This window comes from Chryseobacterium cheonjiense (assembly GCF_012927265.1).
GTDB classification, from domain to species: Bacteria; Bacteroidota; Bacteroidia; order Flavobacteriales; family Weeksellaceae; genus Chryseobacterium; species Chryseobacterium cheonjiense.
Genome location: NZ_JABBGF010000001.1, coordinates 864,014 through 882,167, shown reverse-complemented (window position 1 = coordinate 882,167; position 18,154 = coordinate 864,014). Strand labels below are relative to the sequence as shown.

Sequence of the window (18,154 nt, the reverse complement as noted above, 5' to 3'; positions counted from 1 at the left end):
TATTAACAGTAATTGATCAGGAAAATTATGTCTCAACATCGAAATTTAACACGAACAACACGACTTCAAACAAGGTTTTTCTTCAGAAAATATCCGGCTTTTCCTTATATTCTGAAATGGCTTTTCATTAGTCTTATTATTGGAATTTTCGTTGGAAGTGCTTCTGCCGGTTTTTTAACATCCCTGCAATGGGCAACTGATTTCAGGGAGAATCATTTGTGGCTGGTTGCATTTTTGCCATTGGGCGGATTTTTAGTGGGACTGCTGTATTATTATTTCGGGAAAGATGTGGAAGCAGGAAACAATTTACTGCTCGAAAATATTCAGGAACCTAAAGAAATTATTCCTTTTAAAATGGCTCCTTTTGTCTATTTGGGAACCATTGTCACCCATTTTTTCGGCGGGTCTGCGGGTCGTGAAGGAACTGCGCTTCAAATGGCGGGAGCGATTTCAGACCAATTGACAAACATCCTGAGACTTGATAAAAACGACAGAAAAACCCTGCTGATTTCTGCCATTGCAGCGGGTTTCGGTTCTGTTTTCGGAACTCCTTTAGCAGGAGCTGTTTTCGGACTTGAAGTTTTCCTGATCGGAAGAATTCGTTATAATGCAATTTTTCCGGCCTTTGCTTCCGCAGTATTTGCTGATGTTGTAACCAATCTCTGGAAAGCAAAACATACACACTATCATATTGATCTTATCCCGAAACTTGAGTTTCTGCCGATTTTATACAGTGTCTTGGCAGGAATCATCTTTGGGGTATGTGCAGCAGCCTTCAGCAGAATGCTTCATTTTATGGGTTCGGGTTTTAAATCTAAAATAAAATATCCTCCGCTGCGACCTTTTGTCGGCGGAATTATAGTTGCTGTTGCTGTTTTCGCGATGGGAACTTCAAGATATATCGGTCTGGGAATTCCGACCATTGTAGAATCTTTCGAAAAACAGCTTCCTTTATATGATTTTGCCCTTAAGATGATTTTCACAGTCGTTACCCTTTCCGCAGGATTTAAAGGAGGTGAGGTCACTCCCCTTTTCTTTATCGGAGCAACGCTGGGAAGTGCGTTGTCGTTATTTATTCCTCTTCCTTTTGGTTTGCTGGCCGGAATGGGATTTGTGTCCGTTTTTGCAGGTGCAACAAACACTCCGCTCGCCTGTATGCTGATGGGAATTGAGCTCTTCGGTGCCGAATGCGGAATTTATGTCGCAATTGCCTGTATCGTATCTTATTTATTTTCAGGGAATAACAGCATTTATACAAAACAAAAAATTGGGGAAGCAAAAAACAGCAGATTTGAGCGTTTACAGGATAAAAATTTCTCAGATTTGTAGAATGTTCCAGTTATATCATTGGTTATTAGTGAATAGTAATTACCATTTTAAATCTTCAAAACGATCAACTAAAAATTATCAGTAAGAATGTTTGATTACAGATTAAAAGTTTTTCATGCCGTAGCATCAAGATCGAGCTTCACGAAAGCATCGGAAGAACTTAATATCTCACAGCCTGCCGTCACAAAGCATATTAAAGAAATAGAAAGCCAGCTCAACACCAAATTGTTTGACCGAAAAGGAACTTCGATTCAGCTGACGCAAAGTGGAAAGATATTGTTTGACTATGTGGAGAAGATCAGGAATATTTACCGGGATCTTGAATTTGAAATCGGCCAGATTAATCAACAGCAGAAAGGAAAACTTATTATCGGGGCGAGTACGACCATTGCCCAATATATTTTACCGGAAATACTGGCTACTTTTAAATCTTATTATAAAGATATTAAAGTGGAACTGATTGCCCACAATACAGAAATAATATCAGAGCAGCTGAAAGAAGGAAAAATTGATCTCGGCATTATTGAGGGTGAATCGCAATCCAGCTTTTTTGAATATAAAAGATTCAGACGAGACGAAATTGTTCTTGTCGCAAAAGCCAGTCACCTTTTGGCTAATAAAAACATAACACTGAAAGATTTATACACCATTGATCTGGTTTTCAGGGAACCGGGTTCAGGATCATTAGAATTTATCCAGAACCGGCTGAGGGAAAAAGGAATCGGCATTGATGAACTGAATATCGTAATGCAGCTGGGAAGCAGTGAAAGCATTAAAAATTATCTGCTGCATTCGGAAAGCATGGCATTCCTGTCAATCAGTACGGTTTTGAATGAACTTAAAAATAATCAGCTGAGTATTATTGATATTAAAAATTTCAGCATTGAGAGAAATTTTCATTTCATTCTTCCGAAAGGTGAACAGTCTGAACTGATAAAACTTTTCCTGCAGTTTGTCGGCAGCATTTAATTATAACAAAAAGTTATTCCGGATAACAAAATACAATTTACTTTGTAATAATAATTTGTAGAATTTTGAATGGTTAATTTAAAGTTTTACAAATGAAAAATTTTGTTCAAAATGAAAGATTCATAAAGGTTCTTTTCATTTTTCTGGCAGCATTATGCCTCAGCCCTTTTATTTCCTCACCGGCTGCTTTGTTAATCGGTTTTATGATGGCTGTATTTTTCGGAAACCCGTTTGAAAAAAGCCTGCACCGGTACATTCATCTCCTATTGCAGATTTCGATCGTAGGTCTGGGCTTCGGATTAAAATTAAATGAAGCGCTGGAAGCAGGAAAATCAGGGTTTATGCTAACGGTAATTAGCATTTCTGCCGTTATGACTCTTGGTTATTTTGCAGGAAAGTATTTTAAATTAGAAAGACCGCTATCTTTTTTAATTTCAGTGGGTACGGCCATTTGTGGAGGAAGCGCCATAGCTGCCACCTCTCCTATCATCAAACCGGAAGCGAAACAGATTTCTCTTGCTCTTGCCATTGTATTTACATTGAATTCCATTGCTCTGTTTCTATATCCTGCAATTGGGCATCTTTTGAGCCTGAGCCAGGAACAGTTCGGGCTGTGGTGCGCAATTGGAATACATGATACGAGTTCGGTTGTAGGAGCCGCCGGTAAATACGGCAACGAAGCCCTGAAAACTGCAACTACCGTTAAGATTGCCCGCGCCTTATGGATTATCCCTGTTTCTATGGTGACCATGTTCATTTTCAAAAACAAAGCGTCTAAAATTAAAATTCCCTGGTTCATCGGTTATTTTGTAATGGCTATTCTGCTGAATACTTATGTGCCGATCAAAGGCATCAGCACAATTATATCCTTTGCAGCAAAATCGGGACTTAACCTTACTTTATTTCTGATTGGTTCTACCCTATCTGTTCAGGCATTAAAAGGGATCGGGCTAAAACCTTTGCTTTTTGCTGTATTGCTCTGGGCTTTCGTCAGTATGGGAAGCCTTTTATGTATACTTTATATGAAATAGTACTATGATGTCTGTAACCCAGCCCCGATTGCAGCTTTGTTTGAGCTCATTTTTTATGATAGGGCTGCGGCGGCTTTGCCGCCGCAGCCCTATCATAAAAAATAGCGAGTGCGGAAAGCGGGAACAGCTGCCAAAAAATTTCGATCTGTACTGTAAGGATAGGAATTACAAAAGCCTTCCGGTGTCCCGAAAGGCTTCTGCGTATTAAATGTGGAAATGTTTATTTCTAATGAAATAATTTTTTTATATAACATCCTTGCAAGTATATACCTGCGGGCATGCTATGTATTGGATGCAGTATTTCGGTCCTGTAACAGATCCTGCACAGTCGCATCCGCAAAGTGAAAGATCAGGAGTTCCGCTAATACCTCCGGTAATGTTTTTAAGGTCAGCTTTTTTTAATTTTGTTGCGTTTTTTAAAAAATTCTGCATTGTGATTGGTTTTTAAGGTTTATTATATTTCAAAGTTAAACAAATATTAATTATTCACAGCATAATTTAATATTAAATTTTATAATTTATTTATTTTGTTCTACTTATTGTTTTTATAACGGTAAAGGATATCAAAATATTTCTTAAACAGTTATAATTATTCTGTAAATTCAAGATCTTTATTATGGGTTTCGGATATGGTAAGGGAGGAATAAAATGCAAGTCCGAAAACGATAAGCCCAACCAATGCGGCACTTACAATCACCGTGAAATCATTTTTAAAGAAATCGAAAGCCAGAATCATCACAGGAACAAGGCCGCGAACCATATTCGGAACAGTGGTAGTAGCGGTGTTCCTGATATTCGTTCCGAACTGCTCTGCCGCCAGTGTGACGAACATGGCCCAATATCCTGTTCCCAGGCCAAGCCATACGCAGAAAAAGTAATACTTTGTTTCAGTATCGGTATTTCCGAACAGCATGAAGGCAACACCGATAATGGTAAAAATCAGCATATAGAAAATAGCCATTTTCCGCGATTTTAAAAAATGTGAAATAAACCCGCTCGCCAGATCCCCCACGGAAATCCCTATATACGCCCACATAATAGCTTTACCGGGACTCAGATCTATGATCCCCAATTCCGGCGCAAACTGATTCGCAAGTACCGCCAAAATCCCAATACAGTACCACGTCGGCAAACCAATAGCAATGCATTTTAAATATCTTACGAAACGATCTTTATTGGTGAAGAAAGACAGAAAATTTCCTTTGGAAACGGATTTGTGTTCAATATTTTTATAAATTCCGGATTCGGATACGCTTATTCTCAGGAATAATAATAAAATGCCAAGTATTCCTCCGATGATGTAAGAAATATTCCAGCCACCGGCCAGCTCCACTGTGAGTTGAGCTACAACAGCTCCCATTAATCCAAAACCGGCAACAACAGAGGTGCCGATCGCCCTTAAATTCTTCGGCAGGCTTTCAGAAACCAGGGTTATTCCTGCTCCAAGCTCTCCGGCCAGTCCTATCCCTGCAACGAATCGTAAAGCCGCATATTGATACACCAAATGTTCTTTTGGAAAATGCGGTAAAAAACCACAAGCAATATTGGCCAACGAATACACCAAAATAGACCCGAATAAAACAGACAATCTGCCTTTCTTATCTCCGAAGATTCCCCAAAATATACCTCCGATCAGTAATCCCACCATCTGCGCATTCAGGATAAAAGTTCCGTCCGTATCCGGATTTAAACCCAAAGCTTTTAAACTGGGAATACGGACAATGCCGAACAAAAGCAGATCATAAATATCCACAAAGTATCCTAAAGCAGAAATGATGACAGGAATTGAAAAAATATACTTCAGTTTCGAAGACGTGAAAAGTTCTTGCATTTCGGAGTTTTAAATTTTGCTAAAAATAAAAAACCTTCCAATTTCTTGAAAGGTTTTTATGAAATATCTTTTTACGATTATTATCTCGCAATATTTACCGCTCTTGTTTCTCTGATTACAGTCACTTTTACCTGTCCAGGATAAGTAAGCTCGTTCTGAATTTTTTCGGAAATATCATAAGACAGCTGGGAAGCGACTTCGTCATTCACTTTACCGCTTTCTACCATTACTCTTAATTCTCTACCCGCCTGGATCGCATACGCTGATGAAACACCATCGAAGCTTAGGGCTGCAGATTCAAGATCTTTTAATCTTTGGATATATGATTCAAGCACCTGTCTTCTTGCTCCCGGTCTTGCTCCTGAAATGGCGTCGGCAACCTGAATGATCGGTGATAATAGTGAAGTCATTTCCACCTCGTCGTGGTGGGCACCAATGGCATTTACCACTTCTGCATTTTCACCGTATTTTTCAGCCCACTGCATTCCTAATAAAGCGTGAGGAAGCTCAGATTCCTGCTCAGGAACTTTACCGATATCGTGTAAAAGACCTGCTCTTTTAGCTAATTTTACATTTAATCCTAATTCAGCGGCCATCGTTGCAGCAATGTTTGCTACTTCTCTGGAGTGCTGTAATAGGTTTTGTCCGTAAGATGAACGGTATTTCATTCTACCTACGATCTTGATTAATTCAGGGTGCAATCCGTGGATTCCCAAATCGATGATCGTTCTTTTTCCGACTTCAATAATTTCTTCTTCGATCTGTTTTCTGGTTTTCTCAACAACTTCTTCGATTCTTGCCGGGTGTATTCTACCATCTGTTACCAATCTGTGGAGTGATAATCTTGCAATCTCTCTTCTTACCGGATCGAAACATGAAAGAAGGATCGCTTCAGGTGTATCGTCTACAATAATTTCCACTCCTGTTACCGCTTCCAAAGCACGGATATTTCTTCCTTCTCTACCGATAATTCTACCTTTTACTTCATCTGATTCAATATTGAATACCGATACGGAATTTTCAATGGCCTGCTCAGTTCCGATTCTCTGGATTGTCTGAATAACAATTTTTCTGGCTTCGCTTTTTGCATTAAGCTGGGCTTCTTCCATGATGCTCTGCACGTGTGCCTGAGCTCTTGTTTTGGCTTCTGCTTTCATGGTCTCCACCAATTCGGCTCTCGCTTCTTCTGCCGTATAGTTGGAAATTTTTTCAAGAATTTCAACTTTTTTGGCAGTTGCAATATCCAGTTCCTGCTGTTTTCTGTCTAGAATCTCATTTTTCTTGGCATAATCAGCGATTTGTCTGTCAAGATCTTTTTCAAGCTTTCCTGCTTTGCTTAGCTCATCGTTCAGCTTATGTTCCTTATCCTTAATTCTTTTTTCAATCTCCTGCATTTTCTTTTCTCTTACCTGAATATCAGCGTCATGCTGTGATTTCAGCTCCAGAAATTTTTCTTTTGCCTGAAGGTTTTTTTCCTTTTTTATGGACTCGGCCTGAACGTTGGCTTTTTCTATAAGGTTTTCGGCATTTTTCTTTGCATCATCTATAATAAATTTTGCTTTAGTATTGAGTGAGCTTTTGGAGAAAAATATTCCTGCTGCCGCTCCGATTACTAAACAAACAATGCCGACTATAACTTCTATCATAATGTATATTGAGTTTTAATTGTATTTACATAAAAAAGCCCACAATAATCCAGAGATTGAGAGTAAACTCCTAATCAACACGATTTGAACTGATTTCCACTGTCTGTAATCCGGACGAACCGGCACGCCATTCAATGGACATTTGTTCGGTAATTGTTTAGCGTTGAGTTTACCTTTAATGTGTTAGAATTATTGTAGGCAGTACTTGTTGGGAAAAAAAATCTATTTCCCTGTTTCATTCAACGACTGATTGATTTTTGCTAATCTTTCGTTGGTAGAATGTATTGTTTTTTCGTAGTTCATAGACACCACTTCTGCATTGGTTCCCAATTTCAGGGCACACATGGCCAAAGCATCCTGTTTGTCTCTCACATCGAAATTCTGTTCAAAATCTTTAATCATATTTTCAATCTGCTTCCCGACTTTACGCAGTGTTTCTTCTTCTGCTGCCGGCACGTTCAGCGGATATACTCTTCCTGCAATATTAATGGTTATTCTTCTTACTTCCATTATAATCCACTGTTTTGAAGCTGTGCAATACAGAAATCTATTTCTTTTACCAACCTGTTGATGTGGTTTTTCATCAATCGGTTATGTTCAGGATTTCCTGATATTGCTGAATAAAGTTTTATATTTTTTTGTTCTTCTGCTAATACCTGATTTTTCTTTCTCTCCTCATCATACCTCTTTTTCAGGTCTTCATGCTCAATATTTAATTCCGAGAACTTTTCAGTAAGATTTTTATAATTCTTTTGTAATAGCAAAATCTTTTTCTCTAATTCTGAAAAATTGTTTTCTAAATCTTGAAGCATTTCAGGTTTTGTATATTCTAACTAGTAGCAAAAATAACAAAATATTAACACTAACAAAAATAAAAGTCTCTATATTTTGATTTCAAACGGAAAAGGAGACACAAATGTGTCTCCTTTTTATGTTTTCAGTTGTTTTTTCTTATTCAAATTTCAGCACGAAGAATACAGCTCTTGTCTGTAGGGTTGACATTGCTGAAGTCCAGTACGGAGGTGTAGTCGCATTATCTGCCACAATCTCGTTATTCATGATGAACGTTCCTCTGATGGCAGGAGTCAGCTTAAATTTATTAAAGTAAAACTGAATTCCCATTTCTGCAGACCATGCAAAGTTGTGCGTGGTAGATCTGAATACCTGCTGAAGGTTATCATCAGTAGAGTCTGAATTCGACTGAAGGTTAACAATATAGTTCACCCCTGCTGCTACGTAGGGTCTTGAGTTATACCATCTCTGTCCGTGGAATTCCAGCAATACGGGAACATCAACCAATGTGGTTTTGATTTCTCTCACTCTGTCTTTTTCCGTCAAAGGGATCGGGATGAAAGGATCGTTTGTCAAAGTACCTGCCGCATACTGGTCATTAGACTGCGTATTGAAAGTTAATTGTCTCTGACCAAATTGTAACCCCGGTTCTAATCTTACATCCAGATAGTCGTTCAGTCTCCATTTTGCGATTAATCCGGCACCGAAACTGTAGCTTTCTTTAGATGTAACAAGATTTTGATTATTACTTGAGCCATATCTTGGATTCAGAACGATACGGTAGTCTAGTCTGTTACCATTCAGATAAAAACCCCAGCTGAATTTCTGCTCATCAAAGTCTTCCAACTTATCCATTCTGTTACGGGTTCTGAATTGCGCGTTTGCTAACAACGCAACATTTACTGAGGCTAAAACCAGTGCTTTTAATAAAAATTTATTCATAGGTTACTTTGTTGCTTTATAAATTGTGGCTATACCTAAACTTAGTTTTTTATATTCAACTTTTTTAAATCCTGTATCTAAAAGAATTTGTCTCATCTTTTCCCCGAAAGGAAAAGCATTTACAGAATCCGGAAGGTATGTGTATGCCCTATTATCCTTGGAAACCAGTCTGCCGATAGCAGGTAATATATTTTTGAAATAAAACATATACAATGGCGCCATGAAACCCTCAACCTTTGAAAACTCCAGTATATAAACACTCTTGTTATCTTTAACAACTCTTCTTAACTCTGCCAAACCTTTGGTAAGGTTTTCAAAATTCCTCACTCCAAATGCAACGGAAACCGCATCAAATCTATTGTCCTCGAAAGGTAAATTTTCTGCATCCCCTTTTTGCATGGAAATTTTGCCGTCTAATTTAAGTTTTTTTATTTTAATAACGCCAACATTTAACATTTGTTGCGATAAATCCAATCCGATCACTTTTGAGCCTGTACCTTTTTCAACGGCAATGGCAAGATCTCCGGTTCCGGTAGCTACATCCAGCACTTCCTGCGGGCTGTCTTTTTTCATCCAGTTCACCAAAGTATTTCTCCATAAAACATCAATTTTCATGGACAGCACATGATTGAGCAGATCATACTTCGGTGCAATGTTGTCAAACATATCCTCTACCTGGCTCTTCTTGGTTGCTTCAGAGTTGTAGGGTGTAATTTTGGTAATATCTTTTGTCAAAACTTAAAACTTGTAATATTCGTTATAGTAATTAAGGTAATCCTGCTTTCTGAAGATCTTTGATCTCGACTCTACCTTCTGGACGTTTTTGATCACTTTATCATAATCTTCATCTACATTGTAATAAAAATCATCGGTAAACAGTTTGTTGAAGTGTTTTGCTCCCCCAAAATATGCTTTCCCGTCAATTATAGTCTTATCAAGTGCCAAAAGTAGTGAATCTTTTTTAAGATTGTAGCCGTAATATTGTTCGTGGATGTAATAATCCTGATGCGCAATATTAATCAGCCCTCTTATTTTGTTAACTTCAAAAGCCGAATCGAACAGCATTTTTTTATTCTGGTCAAAAACTTTAATGGAATTTTTGCCGGTATTCAGATCTACATGAACAGTCTGGCCTCCTGCAATAGTACCTTCGGAACCGTTGTTTATTTTATAATAAAAAGTATTGGGTGTGGGATTATCCACCACGTAATAATTCTTTTTGGCCAGAAAGAGAAAGTAAATCCCAAAGGCAAAGATAAATGCCGCAATTGCAATAAGTAAACCTTTTAAGGATGCATTATTTTTCATAGGATTGTAAAGTACAATTTTTGCAAATTTAATAATATTTTTAATTCTCTGTTATTAATATTAATTATTAACTTTGCATCTTTAAAAAATCATTTAAACGAATGCCGAATACGATCATAATTGGTTCTGGATCTTACCTTCCCAGCAGAATTATCGGGAGAGACTATTTCTTAGGTTCAGAGTTTTATACAGAAGACGGGGTAAAGATTGATAAGCCTGCTGAAGAAACGATTGCAAAGTTTGTAGAAATTACTGAGATAGAAAACAGAAGATTCATAGAAGAAGATCTTTCCAATTCTAAAATCGGCTACGAAGCTGCCAAAATAGCGATTGCAGATGCACAAATAGATCAGGAAGAGCTTGATTATATCATTTATGCAAGTAATTTCGGTGAAGTTACTGCGCACGGGTATGCGGATTTCATGCCTACTATGGCTGCAAGAGTGAAGAATAAACTCGGAATTAAAAACAGAAAGTGCGTAACGTATGATATGCTTTTCGGTTGTCCTGGCTGGGTAGAGGCTATGATTCTGGCAGATAATCTGATTAAAGCTAAAGTTGCCAAAACCGTTCTTGTAATCGGCGCAGAAACACTGAGCAGAGTAACGGATCCTCATGACCGAAACAGGATGATTTTTGCAGACGGTGCAGGTGCTGTAGTGGTAAAAGCCACTGATGAAGAAAACGTAGGCATTATTGCCCACAATACCATTTGTGATAACGGCCCCGAACTGGATTATTTAGCAAATGGGCCATCCATCAATAAAGAATCTGACCAGACACGCATTTTCGTAAGAATGCAGGGAAGAAAAATATATGAGTATGCGTTGAAAAACGTTCCTGCTGCGATAAAAGAAACTATTGAAGATGCAGGTCTTTCTATTGAAGACATCAATAAGATTTTGATCCACCAGGCTAACGCCAAGATGGATTATGCCATGATCGAAAGGCTACACAAATTGTACAATGTGAAAGATTACGATCACTCCATATCGCCAATGACAATTCAGGAATTCGGAAATTCTTCAGTAGCGACCATCCCTACCATGTTTGATTTAATAATTAAAGGAAAAATGGAAGGTCAATCGTTTAAAGAAAAAGGTAACATTGTAATGACTTCGGTAGGTGCCGGAATGAACATCAATGCTATCGTGTACAGATTTCCTTAATATTATTTAATTTAAAATACAAAAAGCACAGGGAAATTATTCTTTGTGCTTTTTTTTTAAACAGATTATGCAAAGAAACTTTTTTATTATTGCAGCCGTCTTCCTTTTGCTGGAAGCATACATTTACCAGGCTATCAGAACCCTTACGGATAACTCCTGGATCAGGATCGGTTATTGGGTTATTACCCTTGCGGTATACGGTTTTTTCGCATACGAAATCTCCAATTTCAGCAGAGCCGACAGAAGCATGATGAGAGCACAGATCATGATATCCATATTCCTGATCTTTATTCTTCCTAAAATCTTTGTTGTTTTGTTTCTCCTTATTGATGATATCATCAGAACCGGAGGATACCTGATCGGATTAGCGGGATCTTCAGAGAATTTCTTTCCTGAAAGAAGAAAATTTTTAAGTATCGTAGGATTAGGACTCGGAGGTGTGCTTTCGGCACTTTTCATTGATGGAATTACCTTTGGAAAGTATCGTCATAAGGTAAGAAGAGTAAGAATCAATTTTGCCAATCTGCCAAAAAGCTTCAAAGGATATAAAATTGTACAGATTTCGGATGTGCACAGCGGAAGTTTTTCGGATCCTTCCAAACTGGAACATGCCATCAACCTTATCAACGAGCAAAATCCAGACCTTGTATTATTCACAGGAGATATGGTGAATAATGTGGCGGAAGAATTTAAGCCATTTATCCCTTTGTTTTCAAAAATAAAAGCGAAAGATGGCAAATTTGCCGTTTTAGGCAATCATGATTACGGCGATTATATTAGCTGGAAATCTTTGGATGAGAAAAAACAAAACCTCGATACTTTAATTGATTATGAAAGGCAAGCCGGTTTTGATATGCTTAGAAATGAACACCGTATTATTGAAAAAAACGGCGAGCAACTATACATTCTTGGCGTTGAAAACTGGGGATTGAAACCCTTTCCGCAATTCGGGAGAATTGACGATGCGTTAAAAGGAGTGCCGGAATCCGCTACAAAAATCCTGATGAGTCACGACCCTACCCATTTCGATTACGTTGTAAAAAAACACCCCGGAAACATCCATCTGACACTTTCCGGGCATACACACGGGATGCAGTTCGGACTTGATCTTAAAAATATTAAATGGTCTCCGGTTCAGTATAAATATCCGAAATGGGCAGATTTGTATGAAAGTGAAGGCAAAATGCTGTATGTAAACAGAGGTTTTGGAGTACTGGCTTACCCCGGAAGAGTGGGCGTATTACCGGAGATTACGCTTTTTGAACTGGCTTAATTTCAATTTTTTTCGAAAAATTTATCAATGAAGGATACAGGAGAAAGACATATCATCAATCAGCAATTCAGCAATAAATCTGAATTATATCTTCATCTGATGCACATTGCAACCTATGAATATGCCAAAAAACTGGTAAAAGGCAAAAAAGTACTGGATTACGGATGTGGTTCGGGATATGGTTCACATATGCTTTCTGAGTCTGCCGCAAGTGTAACAGGTGTTGATATCAGCCAGGAAGCGGTTGATTTTGCAAACAACCAATACACGGCTCCAAATCTGGATTTTAAAACGATTGCGGAATTAGGCAATGAAAAATTTGATGTCATTACTTCTTTCCAGGTTATTGAACATGTGCCCGACGATAAAAAATACGCATCTGCAATTGGACAGCTTTTAAATCAGGGCGGAATTGTACTGATATCAACTCCAGATAAAAAGCACAGGCTTTTTAACTATATCCAGCAGCCCTGGAATATTTTTCACCTGAAAGAATATACACCGGAAAGTCTGAAAAGACTTCTTAAAAAGAATTTTACAGAGGTTGAAATTTTAAAAATAGGTTCAGATGCAGATTTAATTCTGGAAGAAATCAGAAGAACGAGAAAGCAGAGAATAGCCGTACTCCCTTCTACTTTGGCTATTTATCCTTATCCGCTGAGAGTTTTTCTTTTAAATGTTCAGAAAAAAATGTTTGAGTTTTTACGAAAAATGAAAGGTAAGAGATCAACTGAAAACCATTCGGAAAACACAGATTCTTCTGACTTTTCACAACAGTATTCCCATGAAGATATTGTATTTGAAAAAGAGATACGGTATTCCACAGATCTTCTGGCAATTTGTAAAAACGAAGAATAGAACTTAAAAAATATAATCTTTCATACGGGAAGTAGCCATTTCTTTCTCGTTGATCCAGGTAAGGAGGGCATCTAATTTGTCCTCCATTTTTTTGCCGGAATTCAGCCTTCTGTAAAAAGGAACATCAAAATGATACTTTTTGAAATCGGTAAACTGCCAGGAATTTAAATATATCAGGACAAACTCATCGTTCTTCAATGTTTCAAAAACCATATTCTGGTAATATTTCATCGGCAGAACCTGAAATATAAAATCATTATAAGGCAGCTGACTGTAAGGGGAAATACTTTCAGGAACAATGCTCAATCCGTCTTCTTCTATAATTGTCGTATCTCTTCTGAGCCGTTTAAAAGGAAAAAGAATACCGGCATTATCAATATTGGAAATATAACTGAATTCCATTAATTTCAGACTTTGATAAGAGATTTTATTATCCTTCTGCCGGAATCCTTTTATGTGTTTTTCTAAAAAATCCTGGGTTATCCTTTTGGTATTTTCTATTTCTTCAGGATTAGAATCTTTATTGTAAAAAGCAATTTCATGCCCCTGGAATGAAATTGCTTTTAGTAAGTTCTGTAATTTTTCTACCAAAGAAACTTCAACAAAAAAGCTTGCTTTTATATCATGAATATCTAAAATTCTTAAAATAGCTTTTGTATTATTTTCTGAAATTTTCAGTCTTTCATCATCGGAAACTTCAGCACCATTTTTGCATTTAGCTTCAATATTCACGATGTTAAAATTCAATAATATCATATTAAGTAATTTTTAGATAAAATTTTTAAATATTTAAAAATCAGATGTTAAATTATATCCTAATTAAAGTAAAACTTTACTTATTAATTTTTATTAAGTTTCACTTTCAGATTCTTAATCATGTCTTTCGTCATTTCAGAAATTCCGTAATCATACGATAATCCCCAATCATTTTTTGCCACAGAATCATCGATTGATGCCGGCCAGGAATCTGCAATCTGCTGTCTGAAATCCGGCTTGTAATCAATTTCAAATTCCGGTATTTTTTTCTTAATTTCTTCAGCAAGTTCTTTCGGGGTGAAAGACATTCCTCCGAGATTGTAAGAAGATCGTACGCTAAGATTTTCTTTCGGAGCTTCCATAAGCTTAAGCGTTGCATTGATGGCATCATCCATATAAAGCATCGGCATCCCTGTATTTTCAGAAATGAAACTTGTATATTTTCCTTCTTCTATAGCTTCATAAAAAATCTCAACAGCATAATCTGTTGTTCCGCCACCTGCCGGAGTCTTCCATGAAATTAATCCGGGATAGCGAATACTTCTTACATCTACCCCATGTTTGTCGAAATAATACTCGCACCATTTTTCTCCTGCCATTTTAGATATTCCATACACGGTAGTAGGATTTAATACTACGTCCTGCCCTACATTTTCTTTTGGAATTCCTTTTCCGAAAACAGCAATTGAACTTGGCCAGAAAATTTTCTGAATAAGTCCTTCTTTTGCCATTTCACAGAAGTGAAGAAGAGGTTCAAGATTCAGCTTCCATGCGAAAATCGGCTGCTTTTCTGAAGTACCGGATAACAAGGAAGCCAGATGATAAACCGTTGTGATTTCATAATCTTTAATGATCTGTCTTACCAACTGTGTATTTGTAACGTCCATTCTTTCATAATATCCTGCAGAAGTAATGCCCTTCTGCCATCTGTCGAGCCCGGAAGCAACAACGTTTTCCGTTCCATGAATTTCAACAAGTCTGTTTGTAAGCTCGGTACCGATTTGCCCTAAGGCACCTGTAATAAGTATTCTTTCCGTGTGGGATTCCATTTTTATTTTTATTAGTTGATACAAGCAAAAGTAAATATTTTAAAGCCTATCTTAAAACAAAATCGTAAATTGGATTACAAAATTTGTAAATGAAAAAGATTATTGTTTTACTGATTCTATTTACTTCCACAGTATCAGCACAATATACTGATATCAACATTGTAAAAGAGGTAAAGGTAAAAAATAAAGGTATTGTTGTTTCGGCACATCCGCTTGCAAGCGAGGCAGGTGCTAAAATATTGAGGATGGGAGGTAATGCTTACGATGCAGTTGTTGCCACACAGTATGCGCTTGCCGTCGTTTATCCGCAGGCCGGGAATATCGGCGGCGGCGGCTTTTTGGTAGGCGTAAAAAATAATGGTGAAAAATTCACACTCGACTACCGTGAGACAGCACCTTCAAAGGCTACTCACGATATGTATCTTGATAAAAAAGGAAAGGCCGATACTGATCTTTCACAAAACGGAAGACTTGCTGTGGGAGTTCCAGGAAGTGTGGCCGGTTTTTTTGCAACGCTGAAGCATTGCAAGTTGCCGATGGAGCAGCTGATTCAACCGGCGATAGATTTGGCTGAAAAAGGATTCGCTATTACACGGCAGGAAGCAGACCTTTTGAACAACAATAAAACAAACTTCGAGCGACACAATAAAACAAATATTGTTTTTGTGAAAAATACTCCATGGAAAACAGGCGACCTTCTCATCCAAAAAGAACTGGCAGAAACTTTAAAACGGATTCAAAAATCAGGACAAAAAGGATTTTATGAGGGTAAAACCGCAGAACTTCTTGTTGCCGAAATGAAAAAGGGAACCGGAATTATCACCCCGGAAGACCTGAAAAACTATAAAGTTGCTGAAAGGAAAGCCTTGGACTTCGATTATAAAGGAAATCAGATTGTTTCGATGCCGTTACCTTCAAGCGGTGGTATCCTTCTGGCACAAATGCTTAAAATGGCAGCTTACGAAAATCTTGAAAAATATCAGCAGAATTCAGTAAAGGCCGTTCAGGTTATGGTGGAAGCTGAAAGAAGAGCGTATGCCGACCGGGCTGAATATATGGGAGATCCCGGGTTTATTCAGGATAAAACTTCATACCTTATTTCCGATGAATATTTAAAAAACAGATGGAAAAGTTTCAGTTTTAACAAAGCCACTCCCAGCGCAGAAGTCGGTAAAATCATAAAACAACCTAAAGAATCTACCGAAACTACCCATATTTCTGTTATTGATAAGGATGGAAATGCCGCTGCCGTTACCACAACGCTGAATGGCCTATACGGAAGTAAAGTTGTTGTTTCGGGAGCAGGATTTTTCTTAAACAATGAAATGGATGATTTCTCCATCAAACCAGGAGTTCCAAATATGTTTGGGGCCGTGGGCGGAGAGGCTAATTCTATTCAGCCCAATAAAAGAATGCTTTCTTCAATGACTCCGACTATTGTCCTGAAAAACGGGAAACCTTATATGGTTGTAGGAACACCGGGAGGAACGACGATTCCTACCTCTGTTTATCAGTCAATTGTAAATGTGGTGGATTTTAAACTGAATGCCAACATGTCTGTGAATGCTCCGAAATTCCATCACCAATGGCTTCCGGAAACAGTTGCCTTTGAAAAGAATTTTCCTGAAACTACTATAACGGATATGGAAAAGCTGGGCTATAAAGCTGAAAAATGGGGACAAATCGGGAGAACAGAGATGATCCTGATTGACGAGGAGGGAAACATTCATGCTGTTGCAGATGGCAGAGGTGATGATTCGGTAGCGGTGGAATAATATTTAAAAGACTTTGATTCTTCTTCTTTAAGAATTTAGACGATCTAGTTTCGGCGGAGCTTTCAGCTCCGCCGAAACTTTTACTGACATTTGTCATAGTAAACAATAATTTTTTCATAATTTTCGCGCTTCAAAACAATTTCATTGAAAGCAAAAAAACTTTATCAGCAGCTTTATCTTCAGGTGGTGATCGCTATTATTGCCGGAATTCTTTTAGGAAAATTTTATCCTGAACTCGGGGAAAAGATGAAACCTCTGGGTGACGGATTCATCAAACTGGTAAAAATGATTATCGCTCCGGTAATTTTTATTACCCTTACTTTGGGAATTGCACACATGACAGATCTCAAGAAAGTAGGAAGAATTGCTGTTAAAGCCATGATTTACTTCTTAACCTTTTCGACACTGGCTTTGATTATCGGACTTGTAGTTGGAAACATTTTGCAACCCGGACACGGACTGAATATAGATCCTGCTACCCTTTCGGGAGACGTATCACAGTATCAGCAGAAAGCGCACGAAACTACCCTCACCGGGTTTATTATGAATATTATTCCGGAAACGCTCTTCAGTCCGCTGGTGGGAGAAAATATCCTTCAGGTTCTTCTTGTTGCTATCCTGATGGGAGTTGCCCTTGTTTTAACAAAAGAAAAAAGCAGGAAAGTCACCGAATTTCTGCAGGACCTTTCGACACCGGTTTTCAAAATTGTGCATATGCTGATGAAGCTTGCACCTATCGGAGCTTTTGGGGCAATGGCCTTTACGATCGGCAAGTATGGACTTCACTCTGTTTTAAATTTAATATTCCTGGTTGGAACGTTTTACATTACTTCTGCCTTATTTGTGGTTTTGGTTTTAGGAGCGGTAGCGTGGTACAACGGATTCAATATCTTTAAACTGATGTACTATCTTAAAGAAGAACTGCTGTTGGTTTTAGGAACCAGTTCGTCCGAATCTGCACTTCCGGGAATCATGGAAAAACTGGAAAAGGCAGGATGTTCGAGAGCGATTGTGGGTTTAGTTGTTCCGACAGGATATTCTTTCAATCTGGACGGTACCAATATTTACATGACACTGGCTTCACTGTTTATCGCGCAGGCTTTGAATATTCATCTCCCGATCGAAAAACAGATCATGCTGCTGTTAGTGGCCATGTTAAGTTCAAAAGGTGCTGCAGGAGTTACCGGGGCCGGTTTTGTAACATTAGCCGCCACGCTTGCTGTAGTTCCTGAAATTCCTATTGCAGGAATGACACTGATTTTGGGAATTGATAAATTTATGAGCGAATGCCGAGCTTTAACGAATGTGATCGGAAATTCCGTAGCAACGGTCGTGGTTGCCAACTGGGAAAAGCAACTGGATAAAAGTCAGCTGCAATATGCCCTGGATCATTCCGGTAACGTAGAGGAAAAGCTGGAAGTTTAAT

18 protein-coding genes are annotated in these 18,154 nt (G+C 38.1%); 8 read left to right on the top strand and 10 right to left on the bottom strand.

The window, feature by feature from the left end:
* Positions 1-27: 27 nt before the first annotated feature.
* The 3 genes from HHL20_RS04120 to HHL20_RS04110 all read left to right on the top strand — a co-directional run bounded on the left by HHL20_RS04120 (position 28) and on the right by HHL20_RS04110 (position 3,329).
* Positions 28-1,329, top strand: a complete 1,302-nt coding sequence (locus tag HHL20_RS04120) for a voltage-gated chloride channel family protein (protein ID WP_169229908.1) — start codon at positions 28-30, stop codon at positions 1,327-1,329.
* A gap of 87 nt (positions 1,330-1,416) precedes the next feature.
* Positions 1,417-2,298 carry a LysR family transcriptional regulator gene (locus HHL20_RS04115; RefSeq protein WP_169229907.1) on the top strand — a complete coding sequence of 294 codons (882 nt, stop codon included), beginning with the start codon at positions 1,417-1,419 and terminating at the stop codon, positions 2,296-2,298.
* 92 nt (positions 2,299-2,390) lie between these two features.
* Positions 2,391-3,329, top strand: a complete 939-nt coding sequence (locus HHL20_RS04110; RefSeq protein WP_169229906.1) for a YeiH family protein — start codon at positions 2,391-2,393, stop codon at positions 3,327-3,329.
* A gap of 243 nt (positions 3,330-3,572) precedes the next feature.
* Here the strand turns inward: HHL20_RS04110 and HHL20_RS04105 are convergent, their stop codons facing one another.
* From HHL20_RS04105 to HHL20_RS04070, 8 genes are all read right to left on the bottom strand, one after another.
* Complete coding sequence (locus tag HHL20_RS04105) at positions 3,573-3,761, bottom strand: hypothetical protein (RefSeq protein ID WP_082444893.1); 189 nt, start codon at positions 3,759-3,761, stop codon at positions 3,573-3,575.
* A 157-nt stretch (positions 3,762-3,918) separates the two neighbouring features.
* A complete protein-coding gene (locus HHL20_RS04100) occupies positions 3,919-5,160 on the bottom strand; it encodes an MFS transporter (protein WP_169229905.1) in 1,242 nt (413 codons plus the stop codon).
* Positions 5,161-5,240: 80 nt separating this feature from the next.
* Entirely contained in the window at positions 5,241-6,806 is a 1,566-nt protein-coding gene (rny, locus tag HHL20_RS04095) for a ribonuclease Y (RefSeq protein ID WP_185194792.1), read from the bottom strand.
* Positions 6,807-7,028: 222 nt separating this feature from the next.
* Positions 7,029-7,316 carry a cell division protein ZapA gene (locus HHL20_RS04090; RefSeq protein WP_076446083.1) on the bottom strand — a complete coding sequence of 96 codons (288 nt, stop codon included), beginning with the start codon at positions 7,314-7,316 and terminating at the stop codon, positions 7,029-7,031.
* On the bottom strand, positions 7,316-7,618 hold the full coding sequence (locus HHL20_RS04085; RefSeq protein ID WP_169229904.1) for a hypothetical protein: 303 nt from the start codon (positions 7,616-7,618) through the stop codon (positions 7,316-7,318). Before HHL20_RS04085 ends, HHL20_RS04090 begins: the two co-directional genes overlap by 1 nt.
* A 139-nt stretch (positions 7,619-7,757) precedes the next feature.
* Positions 7,758-8,540: a type IX secretion/gliding motility protein PorT/SprT gene (gene porT, locus HHL20_RS04080; RefSeq protein WP_169229903.1), complete on the bottom strand. Its 783-nt coding sequence runs from the start codon at positions 8,538-8,540 to the stop codon at positions 7,758-7,760.
* Positions 8,541-8,543: 3 nt separating this feature from the next.
* The gene (gene ubiE / locus HHL20_RS04075) at positions 8,544-9,275 is read right to left on the bottom strand and encodes a bifunctional demethylmenaquinone methyltransferase/2-methoxy-6-polyprenyl-1,4-benzoquinol methylase UbiE (RefSeq protein WP_169229902.1); all 732 of its coding nucleotides are present in this window, start codon (positions 9,273-9,275) and stop codon (positions 8,544-8,546) included.
* A gap of 3 nt (positions 9,276-9,278) precedes the next feature.
* A complete protein-coding gene (locus HHL20_RS04070; RefSeq protein WP_169229901.1) occupies positions 9,279-9,848 on the bottom strand; it encodes a hypothetical protein in 570 nt (189 codons plus the stop codon).
* Between the two features lie 101 nt (positions 9,849-9,949).
* Between HHL20_RS04070 and HHL20_RS04065 the strand changes: the two genes are divergently transcribed.
* The 3 genes from HHL20_RS04065 to HHL20_RS04055 all read left to right on the top strand — a co-directional run bounded on the left by HHL20_RS04065 (position 9,950) and on the right by HHL20_RS04055 (position 13,148).
* Positions 9,950-11,017 carry a 3-oxoacyl-ACP synthase III family protein gene (locus HHL20_RS04065; RefSeq protein WP_169229900.1) on the top strand — a complete coding sequence of 356 codons (1,068 nt, stop codon included), beginning with the start codon at positions 9,950-9,952 and terminating at the stop codon, positions 11,015-11,017.
* 67 nt (positions 11,018-11,084) lie between these two features.
* Positions 11,085-12,290: a metallophosphoesterase gene (locus HHL20_RS04060; RefSeq protein WP_169229899.1), complete on the top strand. Its 1,206-nt coding sequence runs from the start codon at positions 11,085-11,087 to the stop codon at positions 12,288-12,290.
* A 27-nt stretch (positions 12,291-12,317) separates the two neighbouring features.
* Positions 12,318-13,148, top strand: a complete 831-nt coding sequence (locus HHL20_RS04055) for a class I SAM-dependent methyltransferase (protein WP_169229898.1) — start codon at positions 12,318-12,320, stop codon at positions 13,146-13,148.
* 3 nt (positions 13,149-13,151) lie between these two features.
* Here HHL20_RS04055 and HHL20_RS04050 read toward each other — a convergent pair whose 3' ends face one another.
* On the bottom strand, positions 13,152-13,904 hold the full coding sequence (locus HHL20_RS04050; protein WP_169229897.1) for a polysaccharide deacetylase family protein: 753 nt from the start codon (positions 13,902-13,904) through the stop codon (positions 13,152-13,154).
* 83 nt (positions 13,905-13,987) lie between these two features.
* Positions 13,988-14,953, bottom strand: coding sequence for an NAD-dependent epimerase/dehydratase family protein (locus HHL20_RS04045; protein ID WP_169229896.1), 966 nt, complete (start codon positions 14,951-14,953; stop codon positions 13,988-13,990).
* An 89-nt stretch (positions 14,954-15,042) separates the two neighbouring features.
* Here HHL20_RS04045 and ggt point away from each other — a divergent pair, with 89 nt between their 5' ends.
* Positions 15,043-16,728 (top strand): gamma-glutamyltransferase, encoded by a 1,686-nt coding sequence (gene ggt / locus HHL20_RS04040; protein WP_169229895.1) that lies wholly within the window; start codon positions 15,043-15,045, stop codon positions 16,726-16,728.
* Positions 16,729-16,872: 144 nt separating this feature from the next.
* The gene (locus HHL20_RS04035; protein ID WP_169229894.1) at positions 16,873-18,153 is read left to right on the top strand and encodes a dicarboxylate/amino acid:cation symporter; all 1,281 of its coding nucleotides are present in this window, start codon (positions 16,873-16,875) and stop codon (positions 18,151-18,153) included.
* Position 18,154: the final 1 nt, after the last annotated feature.

Bases quoted from the DNA above. Each gene is read 5' to 3' on its own strand.
- HHL20_RS04120 (WP_169229908.1), top strand. From the start codon at position 28: ATGTCTCAACATCGAAATTTAACACGAACAACACGACTTCAAACAAGG.
- HHL20_RS04110 (WP_169229906.1), top strand. From the start codon at position 2,391: ATGAAAAATTTTGTTCAAAATGAAAGATTCATAAAGGTTCTTTTCATT.
- HHL20_RS04065 (WP_169229900.1), top strand. From the start codon at position 9,950: ATGCCGAATACGATCATAATTGGTTCTGGATCTTACCTTCCCAGCAGA.
- HHL20_RS04105 (WP_082444893.1), bottom strand. From the start codon at position 3,761: ATGCAGAATTTTTTAAAAAACGCAACAAAATTAAAAAAAGCTGACCTT.
- porT (WP_169229903.1), bottom strand. From the start codon at position 8,540: ATGAATAAATTTTTATTAAAAGCACTGGTTTTAGCCTCAGTAAATGTT.
- HHL20_RS04115 (WP_169229907.1), top strand. From the start codon at position 1,417: ATGTTTGATTACAGATTAAAAGTTTTTCATGCCGTAGCATCAAGATCG.
- ggt (WP_169229895.1), top strand. From the start codon at position 15,043: ATGAAAAAGATTATTGTTTTACTGATTCTATTTACTTCCACAGTATCA.
- HHL20_RS04050 (WP_169229897.1), bottom strand. From the start codon at position 13,904: ATGATATTATTGAATTTTAACATCGTGAATATTGAAGCTAAATGCAAA.
- HHL20_RS04085 (WP_169229904.1), bottom strand. From the start codon at position 7,618: ATGCTTCAAGATTTAGAAAACAATTTTTCAGAATTAGAGAAAAAGATT.
- HHL20_RS04045 (WP_169229896.1), bottom strand. From the start codon at position 14,953: ATGGAATCCCACACGGAAAGAATACTTATTACAGGTGCCTTAGGGCAA.
- HHL20_RS04090 (WP_076446083.1), bottom strand. From the start codon at position 7,316: ATGGAAGTAAGAAGAATAACCATTAATATTGCAGGAAGAGTATATCCG.
- HHL20_RS04100 (WP_169229905.1), bottom strand. From the start codon at position 5,160: ATGCAAGAACTTTTCACGTCTTCGAAACTGAAGTATATTTTTTCAATT.
- HHL20_RS04070 (WP_169229901.1), bottom strand. From the start codon at position 9,848: ATGAAAAATAATGCATCCTTAAAAGGTTTACTTATTGCAATTGCGGCA.
- HHL20_RS04060 (WP_169229899.1), top strand. From the start codon at position 11,085: ATGCAAAGAAACTTTTTTATTATTGCAGCCGTCTTCCTTTTGCTGGAA.
- rny (WP_185194792.1), bottom strand. From the start codon at position 6,806: ATGATAGAAGTTATAGTCGGCATTGTTTGTTTAGTAATCGGAGCGGCA.
- HHL20_RS04055 (WP_169229898.1), top strand. From the start codon at position 12,318: ATGAAGGATACAGGAGAAAGACATATCATCAATCAGCAATTCAGCAAT.